Origin of the sequence: Agrobacterium burrii (genome assembly GCF_017313405.1) — a bacterium.
Classification (GTDB): Bacteria; Pseudomonadota; Alphaproteobacteria; order Rhizobiales; family Rhizobiaceae; genus Agrobacterium; species Agrobacterium burrii.
The window spans coordinates 141354-165276 of record NZ_JAFLNA010000013.1 but is presented as its reverse complement, the minus strand read 5'-3'; the positions used below and the strand labels follow the sequence as shown (position 1 = coordinate 165276).

Genomic DNA, 23923 nt, shown 5'->3' with positions numbered 1-23923 from the left:
GCTGTCATCTGATGTTCACGATTATCGGGAGGGTCGGTTACTCTAGGATTTTTGTTTTCTTCTTTTCGATTTCATTTGAAGCGAAAACGGCTTTCCATGCACTTAAGGGTGCGGCGACGAAAGATGGCTCTCTAAGACAACGGCGAGGATCTAGAATGCCGTCGAAGTGAAATTCCAGGGCGGAATGAACGGGGGATGGTTTCAATAAACTGTGGCACTTCGCAGGCTCCGATCAGGGTGTCGATCGCGCCATTTGCGTGGCGAGGGTATCCGCCTATGCCGACTATCCTATGTCCGAGCTCAGCGAACATATGTCTTGTTCTTCGAAGACGGTATCGAAGACCTCCAGCAGATAATCGCCAACCTTCGGGTCTCAGAAGACGCACCGCCACAACCGACTGCCCAAAGCGATTGCGAGAAACCATAGCTATAGGCGCGCCGAACAGACGTGCTGATTACCCTGGTCGAGTCTCCTGAAAAACATCCTCAACTCTAGGCTTTGATCTTGGTACGAATCGCGTAGGCCATCGTCCTGGAGGATATAGGTTTGGGCAGAAAAAGCGCGGACGTCATGTCATCGCTGGAAAGTGACATTTTAAGATCACTTCCTCCAATGATGATGGACGCCGTCTTGAAGGCTGCGTGCAAAGCAGTAGCACTCTGATTCTCGGGAAGAGACGATTGGTCAACTAGAACCAGATCGGCTTGCTTGCCTTTTGATATCCAATTGCAAAGGTCTGCACATGTCTTAAAGCCCACCGGCTCATAGCCCAGAGCGGCGATCTTGTCTTCGTACACCTCCCGCAAGACAGGATCTGGCTCAATCAATGCCACAATTTCTCCGTTGCCTCGCGGTGTTTTACAGGGCCCAAAAAACGCGTCCGGGCTGACGGGCTTCTTCGAGGAAGGAGGTAGATAAATGTCGAAGCGCGTCCCTCGCCCTACGGCTGAAGTAACGTCAATATATCCTGCAAGCGCGCTGACATGACCGTGCACGGCAGCAAGACCTAGACCCGTGCCGCCGCTGCAAGAGCGTGTTGTAAAGAAAGGCTCAAAAATGTGGGGGAGCACAGTTTCGGCAATGCCTTCACCGTCGTCGCTGACAGAAAGAAGAACATAGTCGCCAGCTGGCATAACACCATGCGCCAGTACTTTCTGTCGAGATACAAAAATTCGGCTAACGATGATGTCGATTTGACCATCGGCGGTAAACGCCTGGGAAGCGTTCTTGCAAAGATTCATCAGCATCTGCTGAACCTCTAGCGGGCTTCCTTCGACTACGCTCTTCTTGTCGTCAAACTTGAACTTCAGCTCGATGTTGCGCTGCAATGCAACACGCAATAAGGGAGCAATTTCCATTACGAGTTCGGAGACACTGAACGGCTTTGTCACGCGTTCTAGTTTTCGACTTAGAGTCAAGATCTGATCGATAATGAGCCTGGCTCTGTCACCCGACGAAATAATTTGGTCAATGTGTCTTCGGGTGACAGATGACCGACGCAGCATGTTTTGCGCCATTTCAGCGTACCCGAGGATTGCTCCCAAAATGTTGTTGAACTCATGCGCTATTCCACCAGCAAGTGTACCAACTGCCTGAAGACGTTCCGCATGCTCTAATCGCCTCTCCAGAATATCGCATTCGGTCTGCTTACGCCGAACATCGATATAGTGGCAGAGGCAGGCGGTGGCGAGTTCAAGAAGCTGAACTTCGCCTGGACAAGATTTCAGACGATAGCCCTGGTAACCGAGGGAACAAATCGCTATCAGTTGATCCGTAGATTTGTGTGCCAGCAGCATAGAAACGCCCGGAGTCTCCGGAGGAAGGCAGCTGACCTTTCGCGTCGACATGATGCGGAATACTGACGCACGCTCATCCGCTCTGGCAAGAGAAACCATCTCGCGTAGCGCGAGGTCCTCCCAGACGGGCTCAGGCAGCTTCGCAGCGAAACTTTCGACAGCCCACCTGTCACCATGGTCCACCAATGCTAGTGCACACGATTCCGCATTAAAGAAGCGTTGAATAATTCCAAGCGCAGCTTGCGCGGACGAATTGAGGGACGACGCTGTGGCCCCTCGCCCCTCGAAACAAACCCCAATCTCTTTGATTACCTCTTCGTAATCCAAACGCCGCGTTAACCAAGCCGTTTTCCGACGCAGCCTATAGACCAGTGAGATGATGTAGATGCAAAGGCCCACCGAAACGGAACCCAAGAAGATCCGTGCCCGCTGCTCCCTCACGCTTTGCAAGCTATAGGCCTCCAAACACTTGCGCTCCAATCTTTCGGCAATTTCAGCGGTGTCGGAGGTCTGAATCATGTTTACGGCATCGTTCACACGGGGCAAAAGCGACAAGATGACGCGACCCTCGCGTGCAAGTATACGGATAGGAACTTCAGCCCCACCGCTAGCTTTTTGGAGCATGTCGAGTTCGTGACTGATCTCCAACGAGAGTGTTGGGCTTGGCTGACGCACAAACTGCAGCATCAGGCTGCCCAATTCGTTCGAATTTTCGACCGTCTGATCCGTCGACGACATTTTGGGAAGAATACTAAGCGCGCGAGTGAAGCTGGCAAGCGAATCTTGCAGGAGCACGTTTTGCGCTCCGAAGGCTGCAACGGCCGCGTCGGTCGTATCCACGGACACCTTTAGCTTGTCGAGCAGTTGAGAGAAATCATTGCCGATCACAAGATGAGATTGTTTAAATAGTCGCTTCAAATTTTCCAGGTTCTTCCGCAAAGCTCCCAACCTGGAGATAATGGGCCGGTAGTTCGCCACCACACCCGCTTCCGCGCGGAGTACATCCCGCTGCAGCGAAGCACTGTCGATGTTAATAGCTCGCAATTGGGTCAGGATCGCCCGATTGGTTTCATTGTCCTGCCAAGACGTAATCGCCATCAAGGCAAAAATCATTGCAGCAACTACCAAGGCCAGGATAGACCAAGGCTTGGCGCCTGTCTTGAAATCTTGCCGAGACGGTGAATACCTTCCATTCATCCGCACTTACGTCCTCGTACCAGCGCTCAGTCCCACCCCGGTGGCCCTTAGGCCGCACAGTAGGGTTTGTAAATGGGTTTGAAGCAACAAACGTCGACTCAGTGTGTTTCAAATGAAACACAGCCTCGGCATTCCAATGGATGTTTCCGGTTGCCGAGGTGTTCTTTGACTCCGCGCGGTGGCTGGTAGGATCGATATGGTCGGGATGTCGCCGTTTGCACCGAGAAAAATGAAATCGTCGACATTAACAATATGGCTGATCATGCGTCGACAGGGCAAGTTGCTATGCTATGCGCAGCGAGAACTGCCGTGGCGGCTGCCGCGGACACTAGCGGATATTAGGTCTGTGTTCGTACCACCTTAGAGGCTGTCGGCTTCGAAACGAAGCCAGGACGTCAGCGCATATGAGACCCAACCGGCTTTTTCGTGTGCATATCCGTTAAATATTCTTCAGCGGCATTTTTCGTTTCAGTGACCAAGCAAAGCTGCAACACGAACTGTCAGGTGCTGACGGAGCATACCGCGCGGCCGATGTGGCTTCCCTACTCAAATCGCCTATCCGCTTTTCGACGTTGCGTTAACGGGGTCCGCTGCATTCACCATAAGCAGGTGTCGGGGCCAAACTCCTCAATTGTTCAGGAGGACAACGGGATGGAAACTCTCATGGCCGAATGAGCCGGCAACGTCAAAAATGTACGATTACAAATGTAGCGCGATATTAGTTCAGCAGATTGCGTAAAGCTGGTAAAAATCATGCAGTAAAACATCATAATCCGAATTGAAAAATCTGGTTTGGAACAGATGGGATATCCCATTAAATTTATATGAGGCGCACATGTTACTCCATCTCATCTACGGACCGACTTGCAGCGGCAAAACGGACATGGCGATCCAAATCGCACAAGAAACCGGGTGGCCGGTGGTTGCCCTTGATCGTGTGCAATGCTGTCCTCAAATCGCGACAGGTAGCGGAAGACCTTTGGAATCGGAATTGCAATCAACGCGGAGAATATATTTGGATTCCCGCCCCCTCACCGAGGGCATCCTTGACGCTGAGAGTGCCCATCGTCGACTCATATTCGAAGTGGATTGGCGGAAGTCCGAAGAGGGTCTTATTCTCGAGGGCGGGTCGATTTCGCTTCTCAATTGCATGGCTAAAAGTCCGTTTTGGAGATCGGGTTTTCAATGGCATGTCAAGCGGCTACGTCTTGGGGATTCGGACGCCTTTCTCACCCGAGCCAAGCAACGCGTTGCGGAAATGTTTGCCATCCGGGAAGATCGCCCCTCGTTGTTGGAGGAGTTGGCGGAACTCTGGAACTACCCTGCCGCTCGACCGATTTTGGAAGATATCGACGGATATCGCTGCGCAATTCGTTTTGCGCGCAAACACGATCTCGCAATCAGCCAGTTGCCAAATATTGATGCAGGGCGGCACGTAGAGCTCATAGAGGCCATAGCTAATGAATATCTTGAACATGCGCTCTCGCAGGAGCGCGATTTTCCTCAGTGGCCAGAAGATGGCGCAGGACAGCCTGTTTGCCCGGTCACGCTGACGCGAATTCGGTGATTCGCCGCTTCATCATTTGACCTGCGCGTTGGATGGCCATCGGCGGCGCAGCATCGGTCGGCGTCACCTCCAAGCGCGACATGCGGCGCGCCAAAGCTATTCGCACATCTTATTTGAATAAGTGATTTCTTTCGAAGCACCTCGGCCGGCGCTCGGTCCTCGAGGGATTTGGCCGCTTCCGAGTTCCAGCAGTTGCAGATTTCGATTAGCCGGCGTCGGTCAGGCTTCAAAGTCGACTTCCATCAAAGTCATTTTGGTTACACGTCGACATTGCATCTCAGCAAGACGAGTGGCTGTGCCGACTGATATCGACCGATTGCCATTACGTACAGCAGGCTTATTCGGTTACATTTGAAACCAATCTTTGGTCTCCTGTAATCATTATACTGCTGATGGACTGCACATATCGTCGGTAAGCTTACATAAGGAGTACGATGACATGGGGCACCAAAAGAAATCAGATAAGCGCCTGGGCTACTCGCATCTGCGATTGGCAACTATCGACGGCGTATCCCTGCCTGATCTACAACTATCGCCCGACCGGCAGCAGCGCCCGACTTCGACGAAGAGGTCCTTTTTCGAGCAACTGCTCTTGGATTTTGCGTTCGGTTGCGAACTATTTTATCCGATCCAGCTATACGAGCATCTTGCAACGCGCGAGGGGGAAGACCAAGAGCGCTGACTCGCAAGTGAGAATAACGATTCGATAGATTTGGGAGAAATCCAACCAGCCGCCGCGCTCCTGGTTTGAAACCCAAGTCCATTGGATTTCCAAGTGCCATGATGAAAATTGTCGCCACGCTGGACGAAAACCAACGTGGTATCTCACTCGTCAACACCTGCAAATTCCAACTATAGGTCGGCGAGTGGACGGAGGATATCATGGACAACATCGATGTGACGCAAGCAAAGAACGGCTCGGGCACCTAGGCTTCAACAGGTGCGAACCTGCGCGGCAGGAACATCAAAAGATGGTAAGAAAGTCAATCGGGAACCTGACCGGTATACGGTGCGCCCAAGGCGCAGGCCAGATCTTGCTGCCGGTATCATATATGCTGACAACGCGCGCTCGCCTCCCAAAATCAACGCAATTTGACCGCAGGGTTCGCCCATCAAATTTGCTCCACAAAGGATTTCATTCTCCGTGTCATTATGCCCTTCGAAATGCTTTCGAATCGCCGCACTTGCAGCGGCCTCCATCGTGCTGGGCACCCAGATCGCAATTGCGCAAGAACCGTCTATAGGGTCTCAGTGGTTGAACACGCCGGCATCTCAAGTGGAAGCGCTTGCGGTTCTCCAGACCTTGAATGCCAATCTCCTGAGTAACGCCAGTGCTACGTTGACCCTTGACCGCTGGTGCGCCGGGCACAAGCTCGCACCGGAAGGTTCCAAGATCCTAGCTCAGCGTGTGCGCGGGCAAGCCAAGCCGGCCGATGATCATATCCGTGAACTACTGACCGTCGGACCCGACGAGCCGATCGCTTATCGCCGCGTTCGCCTAGTCTGCGGCGACCGCGTCTTGTCCGAGGCCGACAATTGGTATGTGCCGGCAAGATTAACGGCCGAGATGAATCAGGCATTGAATACCAGCGATATCGCGTTTGGCAGAGCCGTTCTGGCTCTCAATTTCACACGCACCAATCTATCTGCCAAGTTACTCTGGTCTCCTCTATCAGAAGGCTGGGACATGGACGGCTTGATTGCGTCTGGAAGGGGATCTCCTACCCTGCCGCCATTCCTGCTCGAACATCGTGCTGTGCTGAAACTTCCTGACGGCACGCCGTTTAGTACCTTGGTAGAAAGTTACACAAGCAAAGTATTAGACTTTCCGGTTCCACGCTCGCTTGCTCAGTAGTGTTTTGCGACGGCTACCGGATTCACTGCTCGAAAGAGAACGGATCGATACGAGTCATCCAGATCGCTTTTCAAGCTCAGGAGCTCGCTATAAAGGCGTGCTGCACAGGATCGGTTCGTCGTAACCGTGTTGAACAGCTGGCTGAAAACATCTTTGAGCGGGGCTGGCCATTCTGCCGCGCTCGCCCCTCGCATCATTCATGAACGGGCTGTCTTGGACGGCTGGCACTCATGTTCCCACGATACGTCAATAGGTCCCCAGTCGGATTGCAGAAACTGTTCGCGCCGCTATCGGCCAGCGGCTCCATCTCCTTACAAGAAACGCGAACGCAATTAGCAACGAAGAGGAACCCTATTTTTACAATGGCAGGTTGGTGCATCTGATATTGTTTGATCTAAAGCTAGATGAGGTCGGTTGTGCGTCGCGGACCGGTGCCTTCGCTGAAAGCAGCAAGGTGTGGAACTGGTGCTGCGTGATCTTAGAGCAATAGCGTTACCCGGCATGCAGCGGACGACGCGCTGCGCCTTAACTGCTTGTTTTTCTTCCCGTCCTAGAAATGCGGAGGCAACACGGATAGTTGTGGTTATCGGGAAAAACGATCAGGTTCAAAAACCTTTATGGAATGGGCGATTAATCGGGCCGAGGAGATTGTGTCGGCCAGGGACTGGATTTGCTGCGCTCGACATCCGAAGGTCATCGATGGAGCACCGATTATTGTACCATGCGCCTGACTATTGCGATTATTGAAGCGCTGATCGAAGCTCGCAATTTTGAGCAGGCGCCGTTCGAAAACGTTCAAAAGAACTGATGGCCAGCCGCCAAGCGCAGCTTGTGCTCTATTTAGCCAAACTAATTGAGGGTCGGGGGATCTATTGAATATTAGCCCTGTCACCAAAGGTTAAGTTGGTGACAGGGCGTATCGCTGACACGGGGTGGCGATAGTGTCAACGACCAGGGCAAAATGCCAATACCCCAAAAGAAGTCCGATGAACATCCGCTCTGATCGCAAGATTCATGCGAAATATGCGACCTGCTATCCAAGAAACCTTGGCGTCCGGATCATGAGTACAACCTTGGCGACATTTTTTGCGCATTTAAACCGGACGTTCGGTGCTCAAGCGCTTAGCTTCCTCGGTCCGAAGCGCATTGGGCCGGTCAGTACTCACTTGCCTATCCATTTCCAAAGGAGGTTGGCATTGACCCCATGTTCGAGCGCAAGTCTCGATACCGATGCCCCCGGCTCAAGGCAGGCTGCGACAAGCCGCTCCTTCGATACCGGATCAAAACGACGTCGCCCGTTCCGGCCTATAAGCCTCACACGCAGTTTCTGATCATCTTCCATGATTTGGCGTCCACCTCATTTTAGGTGGACACCAAATGCCTCAGCTCATTCAACGGAAAAAGGTGCGGGGTATTGCGCGCTTACCCTAAACCGCACCCGCACTTGGCGACTTGCGAGCTGAAAAATTCGTGAGATTATCTGCCGTTTCCAATGGATTGCCGAATGGCAAGTGCGTCGCGAATTCGGCGAGCAATTCAGGCGGAAAATGAGTTTTTCGTTCGGCATTGCATCCAACGCCGAGAGAGCCTTGTGGGATGCCAGTCTGCTGCTTTTCTCCCTTCGTAGATCAGCCTCCAATATGGCTCCGGCTCTACCACTTGGGCCTGGTCGGCCGAACCGCTTTCACGATACATTTGAGATTGCACCCTCGTCGAGGCAGGGATTCGTTGAAGGATGCGGAAAGAAACCTCATGAATTGAGCTTTCATTGCTATCACCCGCAATTATGCCGCTAAGATGAAGGCCTGCAGCTCATCTTTGCCCCAGGCTCCTCCCTTGGCGATGCCTGCCCGAAGGCCTCGGTCATCGACCAACATGGTCGACTCTCAATCGCGAAATTCCCGAAGGAGACCAACGACTACAGCATGGAGAGCTGGGAAGAGATCGCGCTGCGGCTGGCCGGCCAGGCAGGTATCGCCACTCCTCGGCACGAGTTGATCGACCTCGCCGGCAAGGCCGTCATGTTGTCGCGACGCTTCGATCGCGAAGGGGCGATCCGCACCCCGTTCCTGTCGACGATGGCGACGATGGGCGGCGAGCGCGGCAGCTCTCCGGAGATCGTCGATGCCCTTGCTAAACACGGCGCCCAAGGTAAGACGGACGCCCATGTCCTCTATCGGCGTGTCGTCTTCCATGTGCTGATTTCCAATGTCGACGATCACCTGCGCAATCACGGTTTCCTGTGACTGGGAAAGGCGGACTGGTCGCTCTCGCCGGCATACGACCTCAAACCCGTTCCGACCGATCTGAAGGCTCGGGAGCTGACGGCGAACATCCATCTCGACGAGGGCACCTGCTCGCTCGATCTGCTGGAAGCCGCGTCGGAGTTTTTCGCGCTCTCACGCTGCCGCAGGCCCGCGCGATAATCAAAGAGGTCGCGACCATGACCGCAACCTGGCGCGATACCGCCAAGGCGATCGGCGCCCGCTCAGCCAAGATCAATCGCATGGCCAGCGCCTTTATTTTAAAACGAGCGCTTGCGCTATGACGAGTACCTTTTTCATAACTCGAACCACCACCTGCAAATTGCCTCGCCGGGCAGATTAAGCCAACTCTGATTGGCGTCACACAGGAGTCAGAGATCACTATGGAGCGAAGAAACTCAACCCGTGACTGATCGCGCACTTGTAGGCCAAGCTGGTACCTTTTCTCTCGTAGCTTGGCATGTTGAATACGACCATAGTCAGTTCGGCGTCACCGTCCAACCGGATTTGGTAGCGAAGAAACTGAAGAATAGGCTTACCGTCACGATCAATCGTAAAGTGCTGATCCGCAAAAGCGAGGGTGCCGTCAGAAGTGATTCTATACCCATCTATGCGAATGCCTCCGCGCGTCTTCGTCGGCGGTGTATCGTCGGTCCCCGGAGTACACAAACTTAAATCGACCATAACGTCCACTGGCTTGCCGGTAGTCAGTGCAAGCGCAATCTCGGGAAAGGTTGCTAGTACATGACTATCATTGGCAGCGTTTGCAGCCGTAGCCAAAAGTATCCCAAACAGGGTCGGTAGCATAAGTTTCATAGGTGATCCTATTTAGATTGACTAAAAGAAGGTAAGCCATTCCGATACTATGGAATTGCTGTTACGTTGAGCTTTGAGATGAGGAGTCAGTCGCCTAGCAAGCCCTGCCTTGCAGTCGCCCCGTCTGCTTGATGAGAAGCAATCTCTCAGCGCGGACGATGATTCCACTAGGATGGCGTTTTCGGCATCTCCATGTTTCTGTTTGGTATGAAGTGTTGAGGGCGGCGGATTCCCCTGAAGCTCCGAGCGCCATGAGGTGATCCACGCGCTCATTCGCACGCGCTCCGGTGCTTCGAGACATTGCAGTTCACGGACAGCAAAACGCAACCCCGGAGGCGGGCCGCGCCGTTGCACTATCGCCACTTTGAGAATTTTCAGGCCCCGTATTCGCCTGTTTATTTCCGCGCATGGACAAGGCTCCGAAACCGTCCTCTTTTCCAAAGGCTGCACTCAGGGAAGATCGGCTCAATTGATATCCCTTTGCATTTTTTAGTTCAGTGCAGTCGACGTTGCATCACCGTGTTGCACCAGATCGCAACCAGAGGGGTGGGGCCGGATAGGTAATGCTTTCTAACCTAGGCGTTTTAGGCCGCAGCGTGAAACCGGAAAAACCGCTGCGTCTACCATCCCTATCACGTCCGGTTGACACGGCCCCTACAGACGAACGTAGGGTCGGACGTTTTCAGAAGGATTTCAGAAACGCCGGCGAAAGCTTCATTTGAAACAAATGGGGCCGTACATTCGAGACCTGATGTCCCTTCAGAATTTGTGAGGGAAGTGATACGGGATCAAACAGCATTCGCGTCATGGGGCGGTTCAACTAAAGACGTCCCCAAAAGTCCCGTCAGCGGCAAGACGATGCGATGTGTCAACTTACAACAGCGCGGTGGATCCAGGAAATTATCGCGATAGTCCAGAGCGACTTCTGTCACGTGAAGAAGCGTCTAGCTCGGCTCGCGTACGGTTGTAGACCTCATTGATATTTTTCTCAAAGCTTTCGTTCGTCGTTAGGAGTCCCACTGCATTTGGACCGCCTCTTGCTAACGACGCACTATATCTCTCAATTGTCTCAATTACTGTGTCTACAGCTCTGACCTCAGGCCCCGCCGCGTCCCTATATCGTCTAGGATTTGCGTCCATGGTTTTTTGAACCTCGAAATCGGCTATGGCTCGGCCAAACAGGGGAGACAGTCGCGGACGGCTGCTCCTCTCTTGTTGTATGCGAGCCAGTTGATCCGCATTTAGGTACTTTTCGCCTTGGACCAGCACGTCGACCGCAGGGCATTTCTGGCCCATATTCCAGGTCAAAGGGGGTTCTAGCCGCAAAATTTCGATAGAGCGTTCGATAAGTCGCGTCTTGTTTGCTTCACCAAGATCATTCAAGTGTTTTATGACACTAAGAATTGCGTCGCACTGAGCAGATTCAGGCAAATTGAGTATATTGGTGACAAATCTCGATTTTCCCGCTTCAGACTGGAACTTAAGAATTGGGCCAACGGCTCGCGTTCTGGCCGTCGGAGAGGGTCGGTTCGTCTCCCACTCAGGTAATTGATTTCCGGGAATGACCGTATCGAACACGGTTTTGGCGGAGGCGCCAATTCGTTTCATTCGCGCGTGATATTTTCCGACGGGATCACTTGTAACGGCTTCACGACCTGCACGCCCTGTACGTTCCAGGCTTCCAAGATTTCGTGCCGTTTCTACCGGGTCCTGGGTAGGAATATAAGTTGCCACCTTAGCCAAAAGCTCGGGAGGCATATCCCTATTTGTCGATGTAGAATGGACTTCCGTACGGGACGCTTCGGATTCATCACTTAAGCTTCGTTGGCTGGGCTCCATCGTGCATGCTCCTTCTTTCTCTCAATCGGTCGGAACCTACTGTGATAAAGAGAGAGCCTCAATTTTTATTGTATTACTTTTGCAATTAACAACCTGTGATTCAATTGACCTGGTGAAAATGCACGATGTTGAAGTAGTCATTTTCCGAAACCAAAGCTGGAGTAGTGTCTTAGCGCCGTAGATGGTCACCCTCACGTTTAAGCGCCAAGCGATTCCGATTGCCACAGGCGGAATGATATAAGAAAATAGCTTATGGTCGATCTTATAGAGTAATATTAATCAGACTATAGCATGATTTTTCTCCTAACGCACATGCTGCAGGCTGACTGATTATAAAGAGAATCTTTACATTTCGATTCTCGAATAAGATACCGAACCACGTCGAAACGGTCGCATTCCTGGGGGCAGAACAAGATTAGTGCGAAATCGTACGCTCTCATAAGCGATTTAGGTTTTCCGGGCGCATTTAAACTACCCCGTTTTCGCGAGGTCAGTCAATTGATGCAGCCTGTGCACGGTGCTGGAGATGGCGATCCGAACCGATGGTTATCATACTCTCATCCGCGGATTTTCACCGCCTGACCATATTCGATGCGGGCTTGCCTCTCTCTAAGGACGGATATCTATCCCAACGTAAGTCGAGGGTTCCCTGTTCTTTGGCCGTCATCTCCAGCATGCTGCACAGGCAGAAAGGTGCGGTACGTCTCGGGCTATGCTGGGATCGGCACGTGCCGGGCAATATCCCAGATAAAGCCAGCAAGTTCGCGCGCAATAGCGGTCAGAACACGAGGTTGTGGTTTCCCGGTTTTTGAAAGGTCCCGGTACCGCTTGCACAATCGCGTCTGCGCTTTCCAGCCAATATCTTTAATCTCTTGAGGCTGATGCTGACTGCGCTTCAAAAAAGGATGTCTTTCTCGAGGTGGGTGTCGATACGACAACTAGCTTCAACCATCATGGTTCGGGCCAGGGCATTACCTGTCTTTGTAATGCGCCCCCGTCTGACTGTCCTGCCGCTGGAATGCTCACTTGGCACCAGCCCCAACCAGGCCATGAGCTGGCGTGGATTGTCGAAGCGGTTGATGTCGCCGATCTCTGCGGCCAGTGTCGCAGCGATGATCGTGTTGACGCCGCGCAATGATCGCAGGGCATCGACCAGTGCATCAAAACGCCAATCCTTTACAGCATCTTTAATGGCCTGATCCAACGTGGCGATGCGCTCTTCGATCTGGCGGATGGTTCGCTTCAGTTCCTCAAAAGCCAGTTGCTGATGTGGAAAGCGGAATTTGCGCAGCTCATTGACCCAGCGCCAATGGATTTTGGTCCAGTAAGTAGGTCGATTGTAGCGAAGGCCATGCCGCAGCAGAAAGCTCTGGAGCTGCTGTTTTGCAATCTTCAGCGCATCCAGGGACTGTTTGCGGGTTCGGATCAGATCCCGCATAGCTTCCTGTTCTTCATCCGGTGTCCAGACCGGGGTCAATTCGCCTGCTCGCCACAGCCGCGCCAGCATTTCCGCATCGCGTCGATCGGTTTTGATCCGGTCGCCTGCACGACGAGGGATCATGGCCGGAGAGACGACAGCACAATCAAATCCAAGCTTCGTGAGCAAGCGATGCAGACCGTATCCGCATGGGCCTGCTTCATAGCAGAAGATGGGTTGGGTGTTTGCGGCAACAAGCCGCTTGGTGAGACCTAGAACACTATCTGCAGTATTTTCAATCACACCGTGAAATCGGATCTCTCGATTCCGACCGTCGTCAGCAATGGCGACAGCTATCGTGTCAGCATGAACGTCGAGGCCTACATAAACTATTTTCTCCATGGCTTTTCCCTTCGAAACCAATATTGGCTCAGCAAGGAAAACCTAGCGGCTTTACCGCCAAAAATCGCTCATCTGGTCTAACCGAATTCGTGCATATTTCCCGTAGTTTGCGGCCTGTGCTGAATAAGAAGTTTTAGGGTGAAATGCTATTTAAGACTCAGTTTTGGGAACGGATATCCATCTCGATCATCACTTTCCCGGCCAAACGTACGATTTCGCACTAATCTTGTTCTGATCCCTTTCTACGGCTTAATGCCAAGCGACAGTGGTTACGATTATATAAGCGTAACCGGTAGACTAATCGGTCCGCGGAAGCCGAAGCCGCGCCATTGCACCGCGTCCGGGTTAGTCAGCGTCATGTTCGGAAAACGTTCAAACAGCGTAGGCAACATGATCGCCCCGACGGTTTGACGCGAGATTTGCGCACCGGCACAGTGATGCGGCCCCGAGCCGAAGGACTGGTGCGCATTATTCTGGCGGAAGACATTGAAGCGCTCTCCGTCGTCAAAGACATCTTCATCACGATTGGCAGAGGCTTGGATGGTCATCACGGTATCGCCCTTCGGGACAAGAAAACCGCGAATTTCCGTGTCCTCCAGGACGAGGCGCGAACTCGCCTGGATCGGAGCAACCCAGCGCACGCCCTCCTCGAAGACTTGCCCCCAGCACTGCTGCCTCTTAACCTCCTCGAACTGCTCCGGATTGGTCAGCAATCCATAGATGATCGTGCCAAGAGCGTCGCGAGGCTCGTTGATGCCTCCGCCGACGGCGATTTTGATGTTGGCGTAAATCTGGCTCATGGGTATGGGATCAGACGCGGTCACCATGATCGCGAAAGCCGAGGGGTTCGGTTCCGCCCGGTGCTTTTCGACCAAGTTGTCGAAGAGCCGGTTCATCTCCGCATTGGCTTCGTTTGCCCGCTCGAAAGGCTCAGGCCGCCATCCGAAGTTGCCCGCCCCTTCAATTAGCCGCTGCGACCAACGTATCATTTCTGCGTCGGATGCTTCGCTAATTCCAAGGATATGAGCCAGGATACGGGCAGCCACCGGGCCGCAGATCTCCGCGAACAGATCTACTGTGCTGCCGCGGGATAGGCGATCAAGATACTCGTTTACAATGTCCCGATAGATCGCCGCCCAATGCTCCGCGGTCGTTTTGGGAGCAAAGGCCTTAGCCATGGCCATTCTTTCGCGGGCGTGTTCCGCGCCGTCCTTGCGCATTAGAGTATGGGCCTGGAAGGCCGGCTTCATTGGCGTGTTGGGGTCATCCGAACTGAAGCGCCTGGGCTGATCCTTCACCATCTTCGTATCGGAGGCCTTGGTCAGAAACGTTCGCATCACTGAGGCGACCCGCACCACCGGGGTCTGCGCGCGCATTCGGCGATAAATCGGATAGGGATCAAGTGTAAGGTCGTCGATTGTGGTTACGCGATCCACTGGTGCCAATTGCATTGGGAGTTCTCCCGGTTCATTTAATCCTGGCTGTGATACTCAACGTCATCTCCGTCAACCGAACGGAACGGTGACCTCACCGATCGACGCCCAGATTGACTGTCATCCCCGTGGCGCGCCGTGCACCCCCGTGACCTATCATCCGTGGCCAGTCGCCTGTCACCCTAAGGCTCGGCGCGCGGCGCAGAAGTGTTCTAAGTCCTTCTTGCAATTCAATCCGCGCCAGAGCTTCGCCGAGGCACCGATGCACACCCGCGCCAAATCCGAGGTGCCTGCGCATTTGTTTGCGTTTTATGTCAAAAAGCTGAGGATGCTCGTAGTGTCTCTCGTCCCGCAGGCCGGACATGATGCTTAGGGCTAGGAAACTTCCCTTTGGCAATACGTACCCATCCAGATCAATATCTTCGAGCGCCAACCGCGGGAAAGACCCAACTGATGGCTCGAAGCGAAGCCCTTCCTCCACTGCGGCCGCGACGCCGGATTGATCGTGGCATAGAGAGGACCAGACAACAGGATTTTGCAGCAAAAGAGTCGGCAGCATCACCATCGCGTTACGAGTTGCATCGCTTCCGGCGAGTATGAGAAACACCAATTGCATGATCTCCTCGATGGGTGAAAGCGTTCCTTCTTCCCGCACCGCTTTCAAGTAGCAAGAGAGGAAGTCATCGCTTATACGTCGGCTGCGATCCGCTACCACTGCCCGGACATAATCCTGGAGCTCGACGGCAGAAGCCTCAATCTCCGGAAAATCGTCTTCTCCCCACGAAGGACTTAAGCAGCGCGAAACGTTGTAAACAAGTCGTGTGAAGAAAGGTGCATCCCCAAATGGCAAACCAAGTACACTGGCAATCGTTAGCGCAGGCAATTTCGACGCGTACATTTCAGCAAAGTCAAAATCGTCAACTCTCGGTACATCGTCCCACAAATGCTCCGTTAACTTCGTGATCTCCGGGCGTAGCGCGTCGATCATCCGGAATGCAAAGGTCTTCGCAAAGGCTGAGCGCCGTTTCACATGGACCTCGCCGTTTGAAAAGAGCATGCTGTAGCGGATTAAGTCGAAAACGGCGCCGCGGGTTACGCCTCGATTTAACATGAGTTCTGTTTCTATTTGCCTCGTACGAGGATCGGTGCCCAGCAGAAAGATATCATCCGCGCGGAGAACCAAAAAGACGCCGTCCTCCCTCCGAAGGAACGGGCGCTTAGGTCGCCATTCAGCAAAAATTTCATGGCCTTCAGAATCAAGCCTGCTTACAGGAACAGCATCAGGATCGAGCTCTTTTGGCTGCGTGGCGTTTTGAAACTGCTGGTCGGTCCCAGAAATGCTGCTCGTGATCATTTTTACATACTTTCATCGAAGTCGATACCAGAATCGACGTAAACCGTATGGGAATTCAAAGCCTTAGCTTCAATAATAAGCCTTCGGTTTAACGTAGCAACAAAAGATATGTCGACAAATTTGAATCTCGTTTCATCTGTAATATGGTCGAAATTATATTTCCGGCTTTGGTGCTTGAGGCGCTCGTCGCACAGGCCGCAGGCTACCGTCGACCAACTTTGTCCGTCGCGGAATTGGTGGAAAGCTGTAGGGATTGCGCCTAAGTTTGCCGCAAAGGCATTGTCCATTTTAAGCACAAAAGTTAGATGTGCGAATTCCACTCTGAACCCGGCCGCCATTCCAATCATTGACCGGCCACCATTCCTATCAATAACCGGTCAGTTTCCGGCACTCAAGTTCCCCTGGGTCAGCAACATTGGCATGTGTCCCCTCGATATCCACGAGGGGAATTTAATGCCTGCAAAAAGAAAGCTGACCATGCGACACATACGACAAATGCTGCGGCTTGCGGGTAGCGGAACGAGTAGCCGCGAGATCGCTGTAATGCTTGGCATTGCTCGCAGCACCGTGCAGGACAACTTGAAGCGGGCTGCGATGGCAGGGCTGAGTTGGGCCCTCGCCAGCGGCCTGACAGACGATGTTCTCGAGGCCAAGCTCTTCGTTCACCCCGGCGTCAAGCGGGGCCAGCGACTGCGCCAAGAGCCCGACTGGGGACCGCTTTCAATCGAGCTGAAGAAGCCAGGCGTGACGCTGCTGATTCTTTGGGAGGAATACCGCAGCGCCCATCCGGATGGGTATGGATATAGCCGTTTTTGCCAGCTGTTCCGCGGCTTTGAGAAGCGCCTGTCACCGACGATGCGCCAGGAACACATCGCCGGCGACAAAGTCTTCGTTGATTATTCCGGCAAGAAGGTGCCGATTGTCGATCGCAAGACCGGTGAGATCCGCGAGGCGGAACTGTTCCTCGGCGTGCTCGGCGCGTCGAGCTACTGTACGAGAGGAAGATCGGTGATCTTGGCGAGTTGCTTCGCAAGCGTGGATTTTCCAGCACCTGGGCAACCGACGATCAAGACGCGTTTCATTTCCTGTCCCCCGTTTGAGGCCCTACCAGCTCCTTTAGTTGGAACAACAGCAATCGGTCAGTTCAACTTGCAACGAGTTCTTGCAGCTTTCGCCAGGCAGAAGCAAAGGTCTGTCCTGTGCCAGGTCGGTGCGGGGTTCGACGCCGAGCGCAAACACTCCAGACTGATAAGCTCTCCAGATAGCAAGCTTGTTCAGTTGGTCGCGAGTGAACGTCAGGCCGACGGATATGTCGAGTTCACGGTTGCTGACAACGATCGGATCCGCTTCCGGAATCTCTAGGCTATCGACCGAGTCGACGTATTCGCCGTAATCGTCACTTGGCCGAGGTGGATCCACGACCAATTTTGCCGCAAGGAGCTCAGGAAGACCCGTGATCTCGAGGTTCTGATCCAGAAACGGATAGCCGTAGTTCAGGTGATAGATTATTGCATGTCCAGACGGGCGAAACCCCCGGTTTGTCACTGTGTCGTCAATCCGCAGCACCTGACCAAAGACTGGTAAAGTGATCCTCCGTCTCAGCTCCAGGTTTTCGCCGAAGACACTTGCCTGCCTGACGATCCCCTCACAGAAGATCTCACCGGATTCTGGGTCGACGTCATATCCGACCAATCTTGCTTTTTCGGTCGAGATTCTGCCATGCTGAGGCATGCTTTTCGTCTTCAGGTGCGGATGATTATAGTGGGCCATATCAACTTCCAGAGGACGGCTGATGTGGTCGAGCCCGCATGTCACAAGGAAGCCATCGAAGTTGCGCATGAAAGCCCAGCCGCCTTCGGAGCCTGGATCAACCATTGGAAAACGCATCTGAATCGGCGAGTTCCAACCAATATTGGTCCCCCTAAACGAAAGGCTGGAAATATCGAAGCCGCGATCCAACGCCACTTCGAACGCAATTCCTGTTGCATTTCGAGCGATCAACAGCCGTTGGCCACGCGCCGGACCGTCCTCGAGGGTCGCCAGCCGGATATCTGCTATGGCTCTTAGGTCGGGTGTTTTCTTGAGAAGTTCGATGTCCATGTCGTCCTCAATTGTGTGGGTCACTGCTGTCGCAGCTTTAAAAGCAGTTGTTTGAGCTCCGGCTCGATAACCAATCCAGAAGCTTCCTCCGGAGAAAACCACCTGATCTGGCGTTGTCCTTTCTCGGGGAAATCATCCTTCAGGGTCGATACGGTCAGCAGGTGAACCTGAACCAGACAAGGGATGAATTCGTCATGTGATACCTTCTTGTCATAGCGGTAGTGACCATACGGGTTTTTGCAGGCTCTTCCCCGCACGCCGGCTTCTTCCCAAGCTTCCTCCCGTGCGACTCGATGAAGCTTTTTCCTGCCCTCCGACCAGCCCTTGGGGATTACCCAGCGGCCAGTTTCGCGGCTGGTGATCAGAAGCGCTTCCATCTCGCTGTTAACAAGGCTTGTCGAGCGTACGCAAATCGCGCCGCATTGGTCCGCGTCGACCAGTGGCGATCTGTGACCGTTATTGTCAGAGGCGCGCCGCATTATGCGGCCAGCGCCACTTTATCGAGCAACGGCTTCACCTTCTCCAGGAAGTCGTGGCTGCCACAAGCAAACCGGAGTTTGGCCGACAAGTCGGTCCTGTCCCAGTCGATCGTATCCGCAACACCCAGATTGCTCAAAATAGGCAACGCTGCCATAACGTCCCACGTCGAGTCTCCCAATGAAACGTAGCCATCTGTCTCGCCCATGGCCACCTCGACCATCGAGAGTGTCGCAGCGCCGCAGAAACGGAAGCTGATATTGAGATCATCCGAGATATAACGGATGACTTCGAGCCTGTCCGCTGTCGAAGCCGAAGGATGGTAGCTGAACCCGGTCGATGCACGCGACATATCGAGCGGCGGAAGTGGCTTGACCGCCATGCCGTTGAGCTTCGTCTCCACCGTTTTCCCTCCAACAAACATCAGGTTTCGGACTGGAGCGAAGATAACCCCGAATGTAGGACGCTTGTTTTCATAGAGACCGATGGAAATTGCCCAGTTCTGACCGCCGCGGACGAAATTGAATGTCCCATCAATCGGATCGATCACCCAGATACGACCTGAACGCCCTTTGATTTCGCCCCCTTCTTCTCCAAATATGCCGTCTGCGGGAAACGCCTCCCGCAACTGCGCGATAAGAAATGTTTCGACCTCCTTGTCCGCCTTCGTCACAAGATCGAGATGTCCCTTGGTCTCGACCGACAGGCTCGATAGGGAGCGGAAATGAGCGAGGGCAAGGTCGCCTGCCTTGCGCGCGATCTCTTCCACAATCGAAGCTGTTTCTCCTGCGTGAGATGTCGATGTGTCCCGATCAGCCATTTGCACGGTCCTTGAGCCTGGCGACCTGTGCGACGTCGTCTCCGAGCAACTGATCCAACTGACCTTCACGAACCCACTGAACGACCTGCGTTTCCACGTCCACGCCGTACTGCGCGAGTTTTTCATGGTACCCCGTCGGTAGGTAGCAAAAAGCGGCAAATCCCTCGTTGTGGAGTTGGCGGGCTTCACCGCTGGCGAAATGGTAGATCTCGATGTTCATGGCATCGAGATTGGCCTGACGGGCAAGGGCGGCTGGATCGATGAGGCGCGAATGCATCAGGCCAACGGTCGGTACCTCGGGAATTGCTTCCTTGACGGCCTTCAGCTGAACGTAGTCGAAGGAAGAGAACTGGAGGAGATCCGCACAGCCCAATTCATCGATGAGCGTCCTCAACTTTGGGAAGAAGACGTCGTTCGCGTCGTAGATCTTCAGTTCAAGCTGATAGATAATGCCAAGCTCACGGGCGAGCTGAAGCGCGTCCTTAAGTAGCGGCACACGCTCTCCGACAAACTCCGAACTGAACCAACTCCCTGCGTCGAGTTTCGACAACTCCGAATAGGTCATGTCGTGAACGATGCCGTGACCGTCTGTTGTGCGGTCGACGGTCTTGTCGTGAATCAGCACAAGTTCTCCATCGCGGGTAATTCCGAGATCGGTTTCGCATGTGACGTTACGTCCGCCGAATTCAAACGCCTTCCGAAACGCCGCGAGCGTGTTTTCGGGGGCGCCGGCGCTGTGGCCGCGATGGCCGCCCAGGCGGATCGTCTCCGGTGTCATTCTGAGAGGGTTCATTTTCATTCCTTTCGTTTATCGCAGGCGCGCGTCGAAGCGATCGCGCAAGTAGTCGCCGAGCAGGCTGATGGACAGGGTGGTGAGAACAATAACAACGCCGGGCAACGCGATGAGCCACCAGGCAATCGCGATATAGTTTCTGCCGTCTGCGACCATCAGCCCAAGGCTCGTTTCCGGCGGTTGGATCCCAAGCCCAAGGAAGCTCAATCCGCTTTCGAGCAGGATGATATCCGGGAAATTCAGGGTGATTTGAACGATGAGCGGTCCAGCAATGTTTGGAAGGACGTGGCGCACATAGATCCGAAGCGATGGCACGCCGACGATGCGCGCCGCCTCCGCATATCCCTCCTGGTTCGCACTCAAGACGAGGCCACGCGTCAGCCGCGCATAACGCTCGAATGATGCGACACCAACGAGCATAAGAAGTATCAGCGGGCTTGACCCGAGAAACGCCAGGACACCAAGCGCGAAGATTATAAAGGGCACGGAAGCCTTCGCGTCTGCGAAGCCCATAATGAGATTGTCGACCCAGCCACCGAAATGTGCCGCAAGAAATCCGAGGGTCGTACCGATGAACGCGCAGATGAGAGAACCGACAAGAGCGATCATCAAAGACGTCTGGGTAGCGACCAGAATGTTGCTGAGCACGTCACGACCGAGATAATCAGTTCCCAGCAAATGTCCCGGCGCACCCGGCGGCGCAAATCGCGCCAGAGGTGACTGCTGCAGATAGTCGAACGGTGCCAACCATTGCGCCGTGATGCCCACGAAGACGACAACCGCAATCCAGATCAGGCATAGCCAGATACTGATCGGAATGCGGCGGGCAGATTTCAGGAATTGCCGCTTTGGTAATGAGAGTGTCGTATTAGCCATTTTTTTGAAGCCTGATTTTCGGGTTCAGCACCGCATAGAGAACATCGACGATCAAGTTGATCGTGACCATGAACGCCGTGAAGAGAAGGATCATTGCCTGAACGACATTGAGATCGCTGAGCGTGATTGCTCGAACAAAACCGCTACCAAGCCCGGGCCAGGCGAATACGGTCTCTACGATAGCCGACCCCCCCAGCAAGCCAGCTGCAACGAAACCCAGCATGGTCACCATCGGGATCGCCGCGTTCGGGAGCGCGTGGCGGATAACCACTTCCCACTTGGGAATACCATCGGCGCGAGCCGCTGCGATATAGGGCTGTTCCAGAACTTCGATCAGCGCGGAACGTGCGAAGCGCGCAATCGCAGCCGCATTGACAAGACCGAATGTCGCAACGGGCAGGATCGCATGCTGCCAGGTGGAACTTCCCGAGCTCGGCAGCACACGAAACCAGACGGCAAACACGAAGATGAGCGTCAGTCCGAGCAAGAAATTTGGTACGCTATAGCCGAGAACAGCGCCTGCCATGACGGATTTGTCGGCGGCACTGTCGCGGCGGACTGCTGCAATGATTCCCGCGGGGATACCGACGAGTACGCTTAGCACGAACGCTGAAATCGTCAGCGTCAATGTCTTGGGTATACGTTCGGCGATGACGGTGAATACCTCACGACCGTCGGCTGCCGATACCCCGAAGTCGCCTCTGAGCGCGCTGGCGAGATAGATCAGGAACTGTTCAGGAATGGATCTGTCCAGGCCCCATGCTGTTCGGAATGCTGCCAGCGCCTCTGGCGTCGCGTTCTCGCCCAACATGGCCCGAGCTGGATCTCCACCCAACCTGAGAATGATGAAGACAAACGTCACGGTCAGCATCATGACAATGATCGCTCGAACGAGGCGTGCAAGGATGAAACTAATCATCGCGCCACCTCCATCATCTGCGCCGGATCAGTCTGCGCGACTATAGATCTCGGAAACTCTTCCGCTCTATGACACGCTGCCAGTTGCCCGCCCGCAGGCCGAAGCAGCGGCGTTTCTTTCGCACATCTTTCGATTGCAAAAGGACAGCGTGACCGGAAGGCACAGCCAGTCATTACCTTGCCAGCGTCGAGTTCCCCCTTGATCGGTGGTTCAATATTGCGGACCGTCGGGTCCATAGTGGGGACGGAGGCAAGCAATGCGCGGGTATAGGGATGGCGTGGCCACGCATACACAGATTTGATATCGCCGGTTTCGACGACGCGGCCAAGATACATCACGACAATACGATCAACGAGATGGCGAACGATGCGCAGGTCGTGGGTGATGAACACATACGCCAGATCAAGCTCCTGCCAGAGCTGCCGAAGCAACGCAACGACCTGGGCTTGCACAGAGACGTCGAGCGCAGATACCGCCTCATCGAATACGACCAATTTGGGGTCGAGGATCAAAGCTCGGGCAATAACAACTCTTTGTCGCTGCCCTCCCGACATCTGATGTGGATAGCGGTTCATCATCGCGCTCGAGAGGCCGACCCGGTCCAGCATGGTTGCCGCCCGATCACGCGCGCCCGCGCGGTTGGCAACCCGGTGAACCCAGACGGCTTCAGCGATTTGCTCGCCGATCGTCATTTGTGGATTAAGGGCGGACAGCGGGTTTTGCTGGACCAGGGAGGTCTCCTTTCGGAACGTCGACCAGTCTCGCGCGCTACGATCTGTGTGCGCGAGTCCTTCGAACAAGACCTCTCCCTCGGTGGTGGAGGTCAAGCCGAGCAGAAGTCTACCGAGTGTCGATTTCCCGCTCCCAGATTCACCGACCACACCTACCCGCTCACGCGGCGCAAGTTCGAGATCAATTGAATTAACCGCCACATGTACCGATGGCTTTACGAAAAGCCCGGATTTCAGGCGAAAGACCTTGGTGACCCCGCGGGCCTGAAGAAGAGGCGCACTCATGGGCTCACCGGATGGTAACACGCCGCGTCATGGAACGCGCCGACGTTGACAGGCCCGGGAAAGCTCACGGAACATTGTTCGCTCGCGCGGGGACAGCGTGGGTGATAATAACATCCGGCAGGCAGGTTATCGAGAAGAGGAACAGAACCCGGGATTGGTACTGGCGGCTCCAGGTCGTCCGCATCGATCGTTGGCATGCAGCCGATCAGGGCGCGAGCGTAAGGATGCGCTGCACGCTCCAACAATTCCGCAACCGGCGCCGTTTCGACGATCTTTCCGCAATACATGACCGCCGCACGATCCGCGAGGCGGGCGATCACGCCGAGATCGTGCGACACGATCAAAAGCGCCATGCCTGTTTCAGATCTGAGTTCCTCCAGAAGATGAAGGATCTGCGCCTGCGTCGTGACATCGAGCGCTGTCGTGGGCTCGTCGGCGATCATCAGCTTGGGCTTCGCAGCGAGCGCGTGGGCAATCATGACGCGCTGGTTCATACCGCCCGAGAACTCATGAGGATAGGATCGCAGCCGACTTTTGGCGCGGTCGATACCGACACGTTCGAGAAGACGCATGGCCTCGAGCCGTGCATCGTTGCCCTCCAGACCCTGATGGCGATAAAGGCTGCTCTCGAGATAATAACCGATCGAATGAACCGGATTGAGGCTGCTGGTCGGGTCCTGATAGATCATGGCAATAGCCGGCTTGCCATCAGCCTTTGGTCCACTGTTCAGCTCAATAGTTCCGCCCGTCTGCGAAATCCCTCGCGGCAATGCCTTGGCTATTGCGTAACATGTCATGCTCTTTCCGCAGCCCGACTCCCCGACGAGTCCAAGCGTCTGCCCTGCATCCAGTGAAAAACTGACACCGTTGATGATTGTGATATCGCGCGCCGGCACCTGAACGACCAGGTCGCGAACTGTTAGTAGATTTGACAACTTAGGCTCCTCCAGGGCGACGCGCACACCTCGCGCGCGCCGCCTT

Annotated in this window: 18 protein-coding genes and 3 pseudogenes; 4 read left to right on the top strand and 17 right to left on the bottom strand. The window is 54.3% G+C overall.

The features are described 5' to 3' along the window. Positions 1 to 492 precede the first annotated feature (492 nt). Positions 493 to 2994, bottom strand: a complete 2502-nt coding sequence (virA, locus tag JZX89_RS22070) for a two-component system sensor kinase VirA (protein WP_045231713.1) — start codon at positions 2992 to 2994, stop codon at positions 493 to 495. 835 nt (positions 2995 to 3829) lie between these two features. Between virA and tzs the strand changes: the two genes are divergently transcribed. The 3 genes from tzs (at position 3830) to JZX89_RS22055 (ending at position 6416) form a co-directional block, all read left to right on the top strand. Further along, the gene (gene tzs / locus JZX89_RS22065) at positions 3830 to 4561 is read left to right on the top strand and encodes a (dimethylallyl)adenosine tRNA methylthiotransferase (RefSeq protein WP_010974913.1); all 732 of its coding nucleotides are present in this window, start codon (positions 3830 to 3832) and stop codon (positions 4559 to 4561) included. A 439-nt stretch (positions 4562 to 5000) separates the two neighbouring features. After that, a complete protein-coding gene (locus JZX89_RS22060) occupies positions 5001 to 5243 on the top strand; it encodes a hypothetical protein (protein WP_045023278.1) in 243 nt (80 codons plus the stop codon). 462 nt (positions 5244 to 5705) lie between these two features. Continuing rightward, a complete protein-coding gene (locus JZX89_RS22055) occupies positions 5706 to 6416 on the top strand; it encodes a hypothetical protein (protein WP_045023280.1) in 711 nt (236 codons plus the stop codon). 1165 nt (positions 6417 to 7581) lie between these two features. On the opposite strand, the pseudogene JZX89_RS22050 reads toward JZX89_RS22055, so the two are convergent. Next, positions 7582 to 7758, bottom strand: a pseudogene (locus tag JZX89_RS22050) (transposase); the annotation flags it as partial. A gap of 454 nt (positions 7759 to 8212) precedes the next feature. Between JZX89_RS22050 and JZX89_RS22045 the strand changes: the two are divergent. After that, a pseudogene (locus tag JZX89_RS22045) lies at positions 8213 to 8964 on the top strand (type II toxin-antitoxin system HipA family toxin); the annotation flags it as partial. Between the two features lie 97 nt (positions 8965 to 9061). Here JZX89_RS22045 and JZX89_RS22040 read toward each other — a convergent pair. The 15 genes and pseudogenes from JZX89_RS22040 to JZX89_RS21970 form a co-directional block, all read right to left on the bottom strand. Beyond that, positions 9062 to 9496 (bottom strand): VirK family protein, encoded by a 435-nt coding sequence (locus JZX89_RS22040; protein WP_010891509.1) that lies wholly within the window; start codon positions 9494 to 9496, stop codon positions 9062 to 9064. 900 nt (positions 9497 to 10396) lie between these two features. Further along, positions 10397 to 11335: a hypothetical protein gene (locus tag JZX89_RS22035; RefSeq protein WP_010891511.1), complete on the bottom strand. Its 939-nt coding sequence runs from the start codon at positions 11333 to 11335 to the stop codon at positions 10397 to 10399. A 710-nt stretch (positions 11336 to 12045) separates the two neighbouring features. Further along, a pseudogene (locus JZX89_RS22030) lies at positions 12046 to 13154 on the bottom strand (IS110 family RNA-guided transposase). A gap of 275 nt (positions 13155 to 13429) precedes the next feature. Further along, positions 13430 to 14605: a cytochrome P450 gene (locus JZX89_RS22025; RefSeq protein ID WP_010974909.1), complete on the bottom strand. Its 1176-nt coding sequence runs from the start codon at positions 14603 to 14605 to the stop codon at positions 13430 to 13432. A 76-nt stretch (positions 14606 to 14681) separates the two neighbouring features. Next, a complete protein-coding gene (locus JZX89_RS22020; protein ID WP_010974908.1) occupies positions 14682 to 15941 on the bottom strand; it encodes a cytochrome P450 in 1260 nt (419 codons plus the stop codon). 2 nt (positions 15942 to 15943) lie between these two features. After that, positions 15944 to 16288 carry a hypothetical protein gene (locus tag JZX89_RS22015; protein ID WP_045231714.1) on the bottom strand — a complete coding sequence of 115 codons (345 nt, stop codon included), beginning with the start codon at positions 16286 to 16288 and terminating at the stop codon, positions 15944 to 15946. Between the two features lie 639 nt (positions 16289 to 16927). Next, positions 16928 to 17023, bottom strand: coding sequence for an AAA family ATPase (locus tag JZX89_RS22010; protein WP_198927928.1), 96 nt, complete (start codon positions 17021 to 17023; stop codon positions 16928 to 16930). Between the two features lie 34 nt (positions 17024 to 17057). Next, positions 17058 to 18041 carry an aldose 1-epimerase family protein gene (locus JZX89_RS22005; protein WP_045023288.1) on the bottom strand — a complete coding sequence of 328 codons (984 nt, stop codon included), beginning with the start codon at positions 18039 to 18041 and terminating at the stop codon, positions 17058 to 17060. A 20-nt stretch (positions 18042 to 18061) separates the two neighbouring features. Further along, complete coding sequence (locus JZX89_RS22000; RefSeq protein ID WP_246746777.1) at positions 18062 to 18418, bottom strand: NUDIX hydrolase; 357 nt, start codon at positions 18416 to 18418, stop codon at positions 18062 to 18064. A gap of 101 nt (positions 18419 to 18519) precedes the next feature. After that, positions 18520 to 19338, bottom strand: a complete 819-nt coding sequence (locus tag JZX89_RS21995; RefSeq protein WP_010974906.1) for an inositol monophosphatase family protein — start codon at positions 19336 to 19338, stop codon at positions 18520 to 18522. Next, positions 19331 to 20131, bottom strand: a complete 801-nt coding sequence (locus JZX89_RS21990) for a glycerophosphodiester phosphodiesterase family protein (protein WP_045023290.1) — start codon at positions 20129 to 20131, stop codon at positions 19331 to 19333. Before JZX89_RS21990 ends, JZX89_RS21995 begins: the two co-directional genes overlap by 8 nt. 15 nt (positions 20132 to 20146) lie before the next feature. Then, positions 20147 to 21007, bottom strand: coding sequence for an ABC transporter permease (locus JZX89_RS21985; protein WP_010891520.1), 861 nt, complete (start codon positions 21005 to 21007; stop codon positions 20147 to 20149). Continuing rightward, the gene (locus JZX89_RS21980; protein WP_045231716.1) at positions 21000 to 21926 is read right to left on the bottom strand and encodes an ABC transporter permease; all 927 of its coding nucleotides are present in this window, start codon (positions 21924 to 21926) and stop codon (positions 21000 to 21002) included. The genes JZX89_RS21985 and JZX89_RS21980 overlap by 8 nt, the downstream gene beginning before the upstream one ends. Next, complete coding sequence (locus tag JZX89_RS21975) at positions 21923 to 22942, bottom strand: oligopeptide/dipeptide ABC transporter ATP-binding protein (RefSeq protein WP_010974903.1); 1020 nt, start codon at positions 22940 to 22942, stop codon at positions 21923 to 21925. The genes JZX89_RS21980 and JZX89_RS21975 overlap by 4 nt, the downstream gene beginning before the upstream one ends. Beyond that, a complete protein-coding gene (locus JZX89_RS21970) occupies positions 22939 to 23904 on the bottom strand; it encodes an ABC transporter ATP-binding protein (RefSeq protein ID WP_233279035.1) in 966 nt (321 codons plus the stop codon). The genes JZX89_RS21975 and JZX89_RS21970 overlap by 4 nt, the downstream gene beginning before the upstream one ends. Positions 23905 to 23923: the final 19 nt, after the last annotated feature.

Coding starts and splice junctions, on each gene's coding strand:
- virA (WP_045231713.1), bottom strand. CDS start 2,994: ATGAATGGAAGGTATTCACCGTCTCGGCAAGATTTCAAGACAGGCGCC.
- tzs (WP_010974913.1), top strand. CDS start 3,830: ATGTTACTCCATCTCATCTACGGACCGACTTGCAGCGGCAAAACGGAC.
- JZX89_RS22060 (WP_045023278.1), top strand. CDS start 5,001: ATGGGGCACCAAAAGAAATCAGATAAGCGCCTGGGCTACTCGCATCTG.
- JZX89_RS22040 (WP_010891509.1), bottom strand. CDS start 9,496: ATGAAACTTATGCTACCGACCCTGTTTGGGATACTTTTGGCTACGGCT.
- JZX89_RS22035 (WP_010891511.1), bottom strand. CDS start 11,335: ATGGAGCCCAGCCAACGAAGCTTAAGTGATGAATCCGAAGCGTCCCGT.
- JZX89_RS22025 (WP_010974909.1), bottom strand. CDS start 14,605: ATGCAATTGGCACCAGTGGATCGCGTAACCACAATCGACGACCTTACA.
- JZX89_RS22020 (WP_010974908.1), bottom strand. CDS start 15,941: ATGATCACGAGCAGCATTTCTGGGACCGACCAGCAGTTTCAAAACGCC.
- JZX89_RS22015 (WP_045231714.1), bottom strand. CDS start 16,288: ATGATTGGAATGGCGGCCGGGTTCAGAGTGGAATTCGCACATCTAACT.
- JZX89_RS22010 (WP_198927928.1), bottom strand. CDS start 17,023: ATGAAACGCGTCTTGATCGTCGGTTGCCCAGGTGCTGGAAAATCCACG.
- JZX89_RS22005 (WP_045023288.1), bottom strand. CDS start 18,041: ATGGACATCGAACTTCTCAAGAAAACACCCGACCTAAGAGCCATAGCA.
- JZX89_RS22000 (WP_246746777.1), bottom strand. CDS start 18,418: ATGGAAGCGCTTCTGATCACCAGCCGCGAAACTGGCCGCTGGGTAATC.
- JZX89_RS21995 (WP_010974906.1), bottom strand. CDS start 19,338: ATGGCTGATCGGGACACATCGACATCTCACGCAGGAGAAACAGCTTCG.
- JZX89_RS21990 (WP_045023290.1), bottom strand. CDS start 20,131: ATGAACCCTCTCAGAATGACACCGGAGACGATCCGCCTGGGCGGCCAT.
- JZX89_RS21985 (WP_010891520.1), bottom strand. CDS start 21,007: ATGGCTAATACGACACTCTCATTACCAAAGCGGCAATTCCTGAAATCT.
- JZX89_RS21980 (WP_045231716.1), bottom strand. CDS start 21,926: ATGATTAGTTTCATCCTTGCACGCCTCGTTCGAGCGATCATTGTCATG.
- JZX89_RS21975 (WP_010974903.1), bottom strand. CDS start 22,942: ATGAGTGCGCCTCTTCTTCAGGCCCGCGGGGTCACCAAGGTCTTTCGC.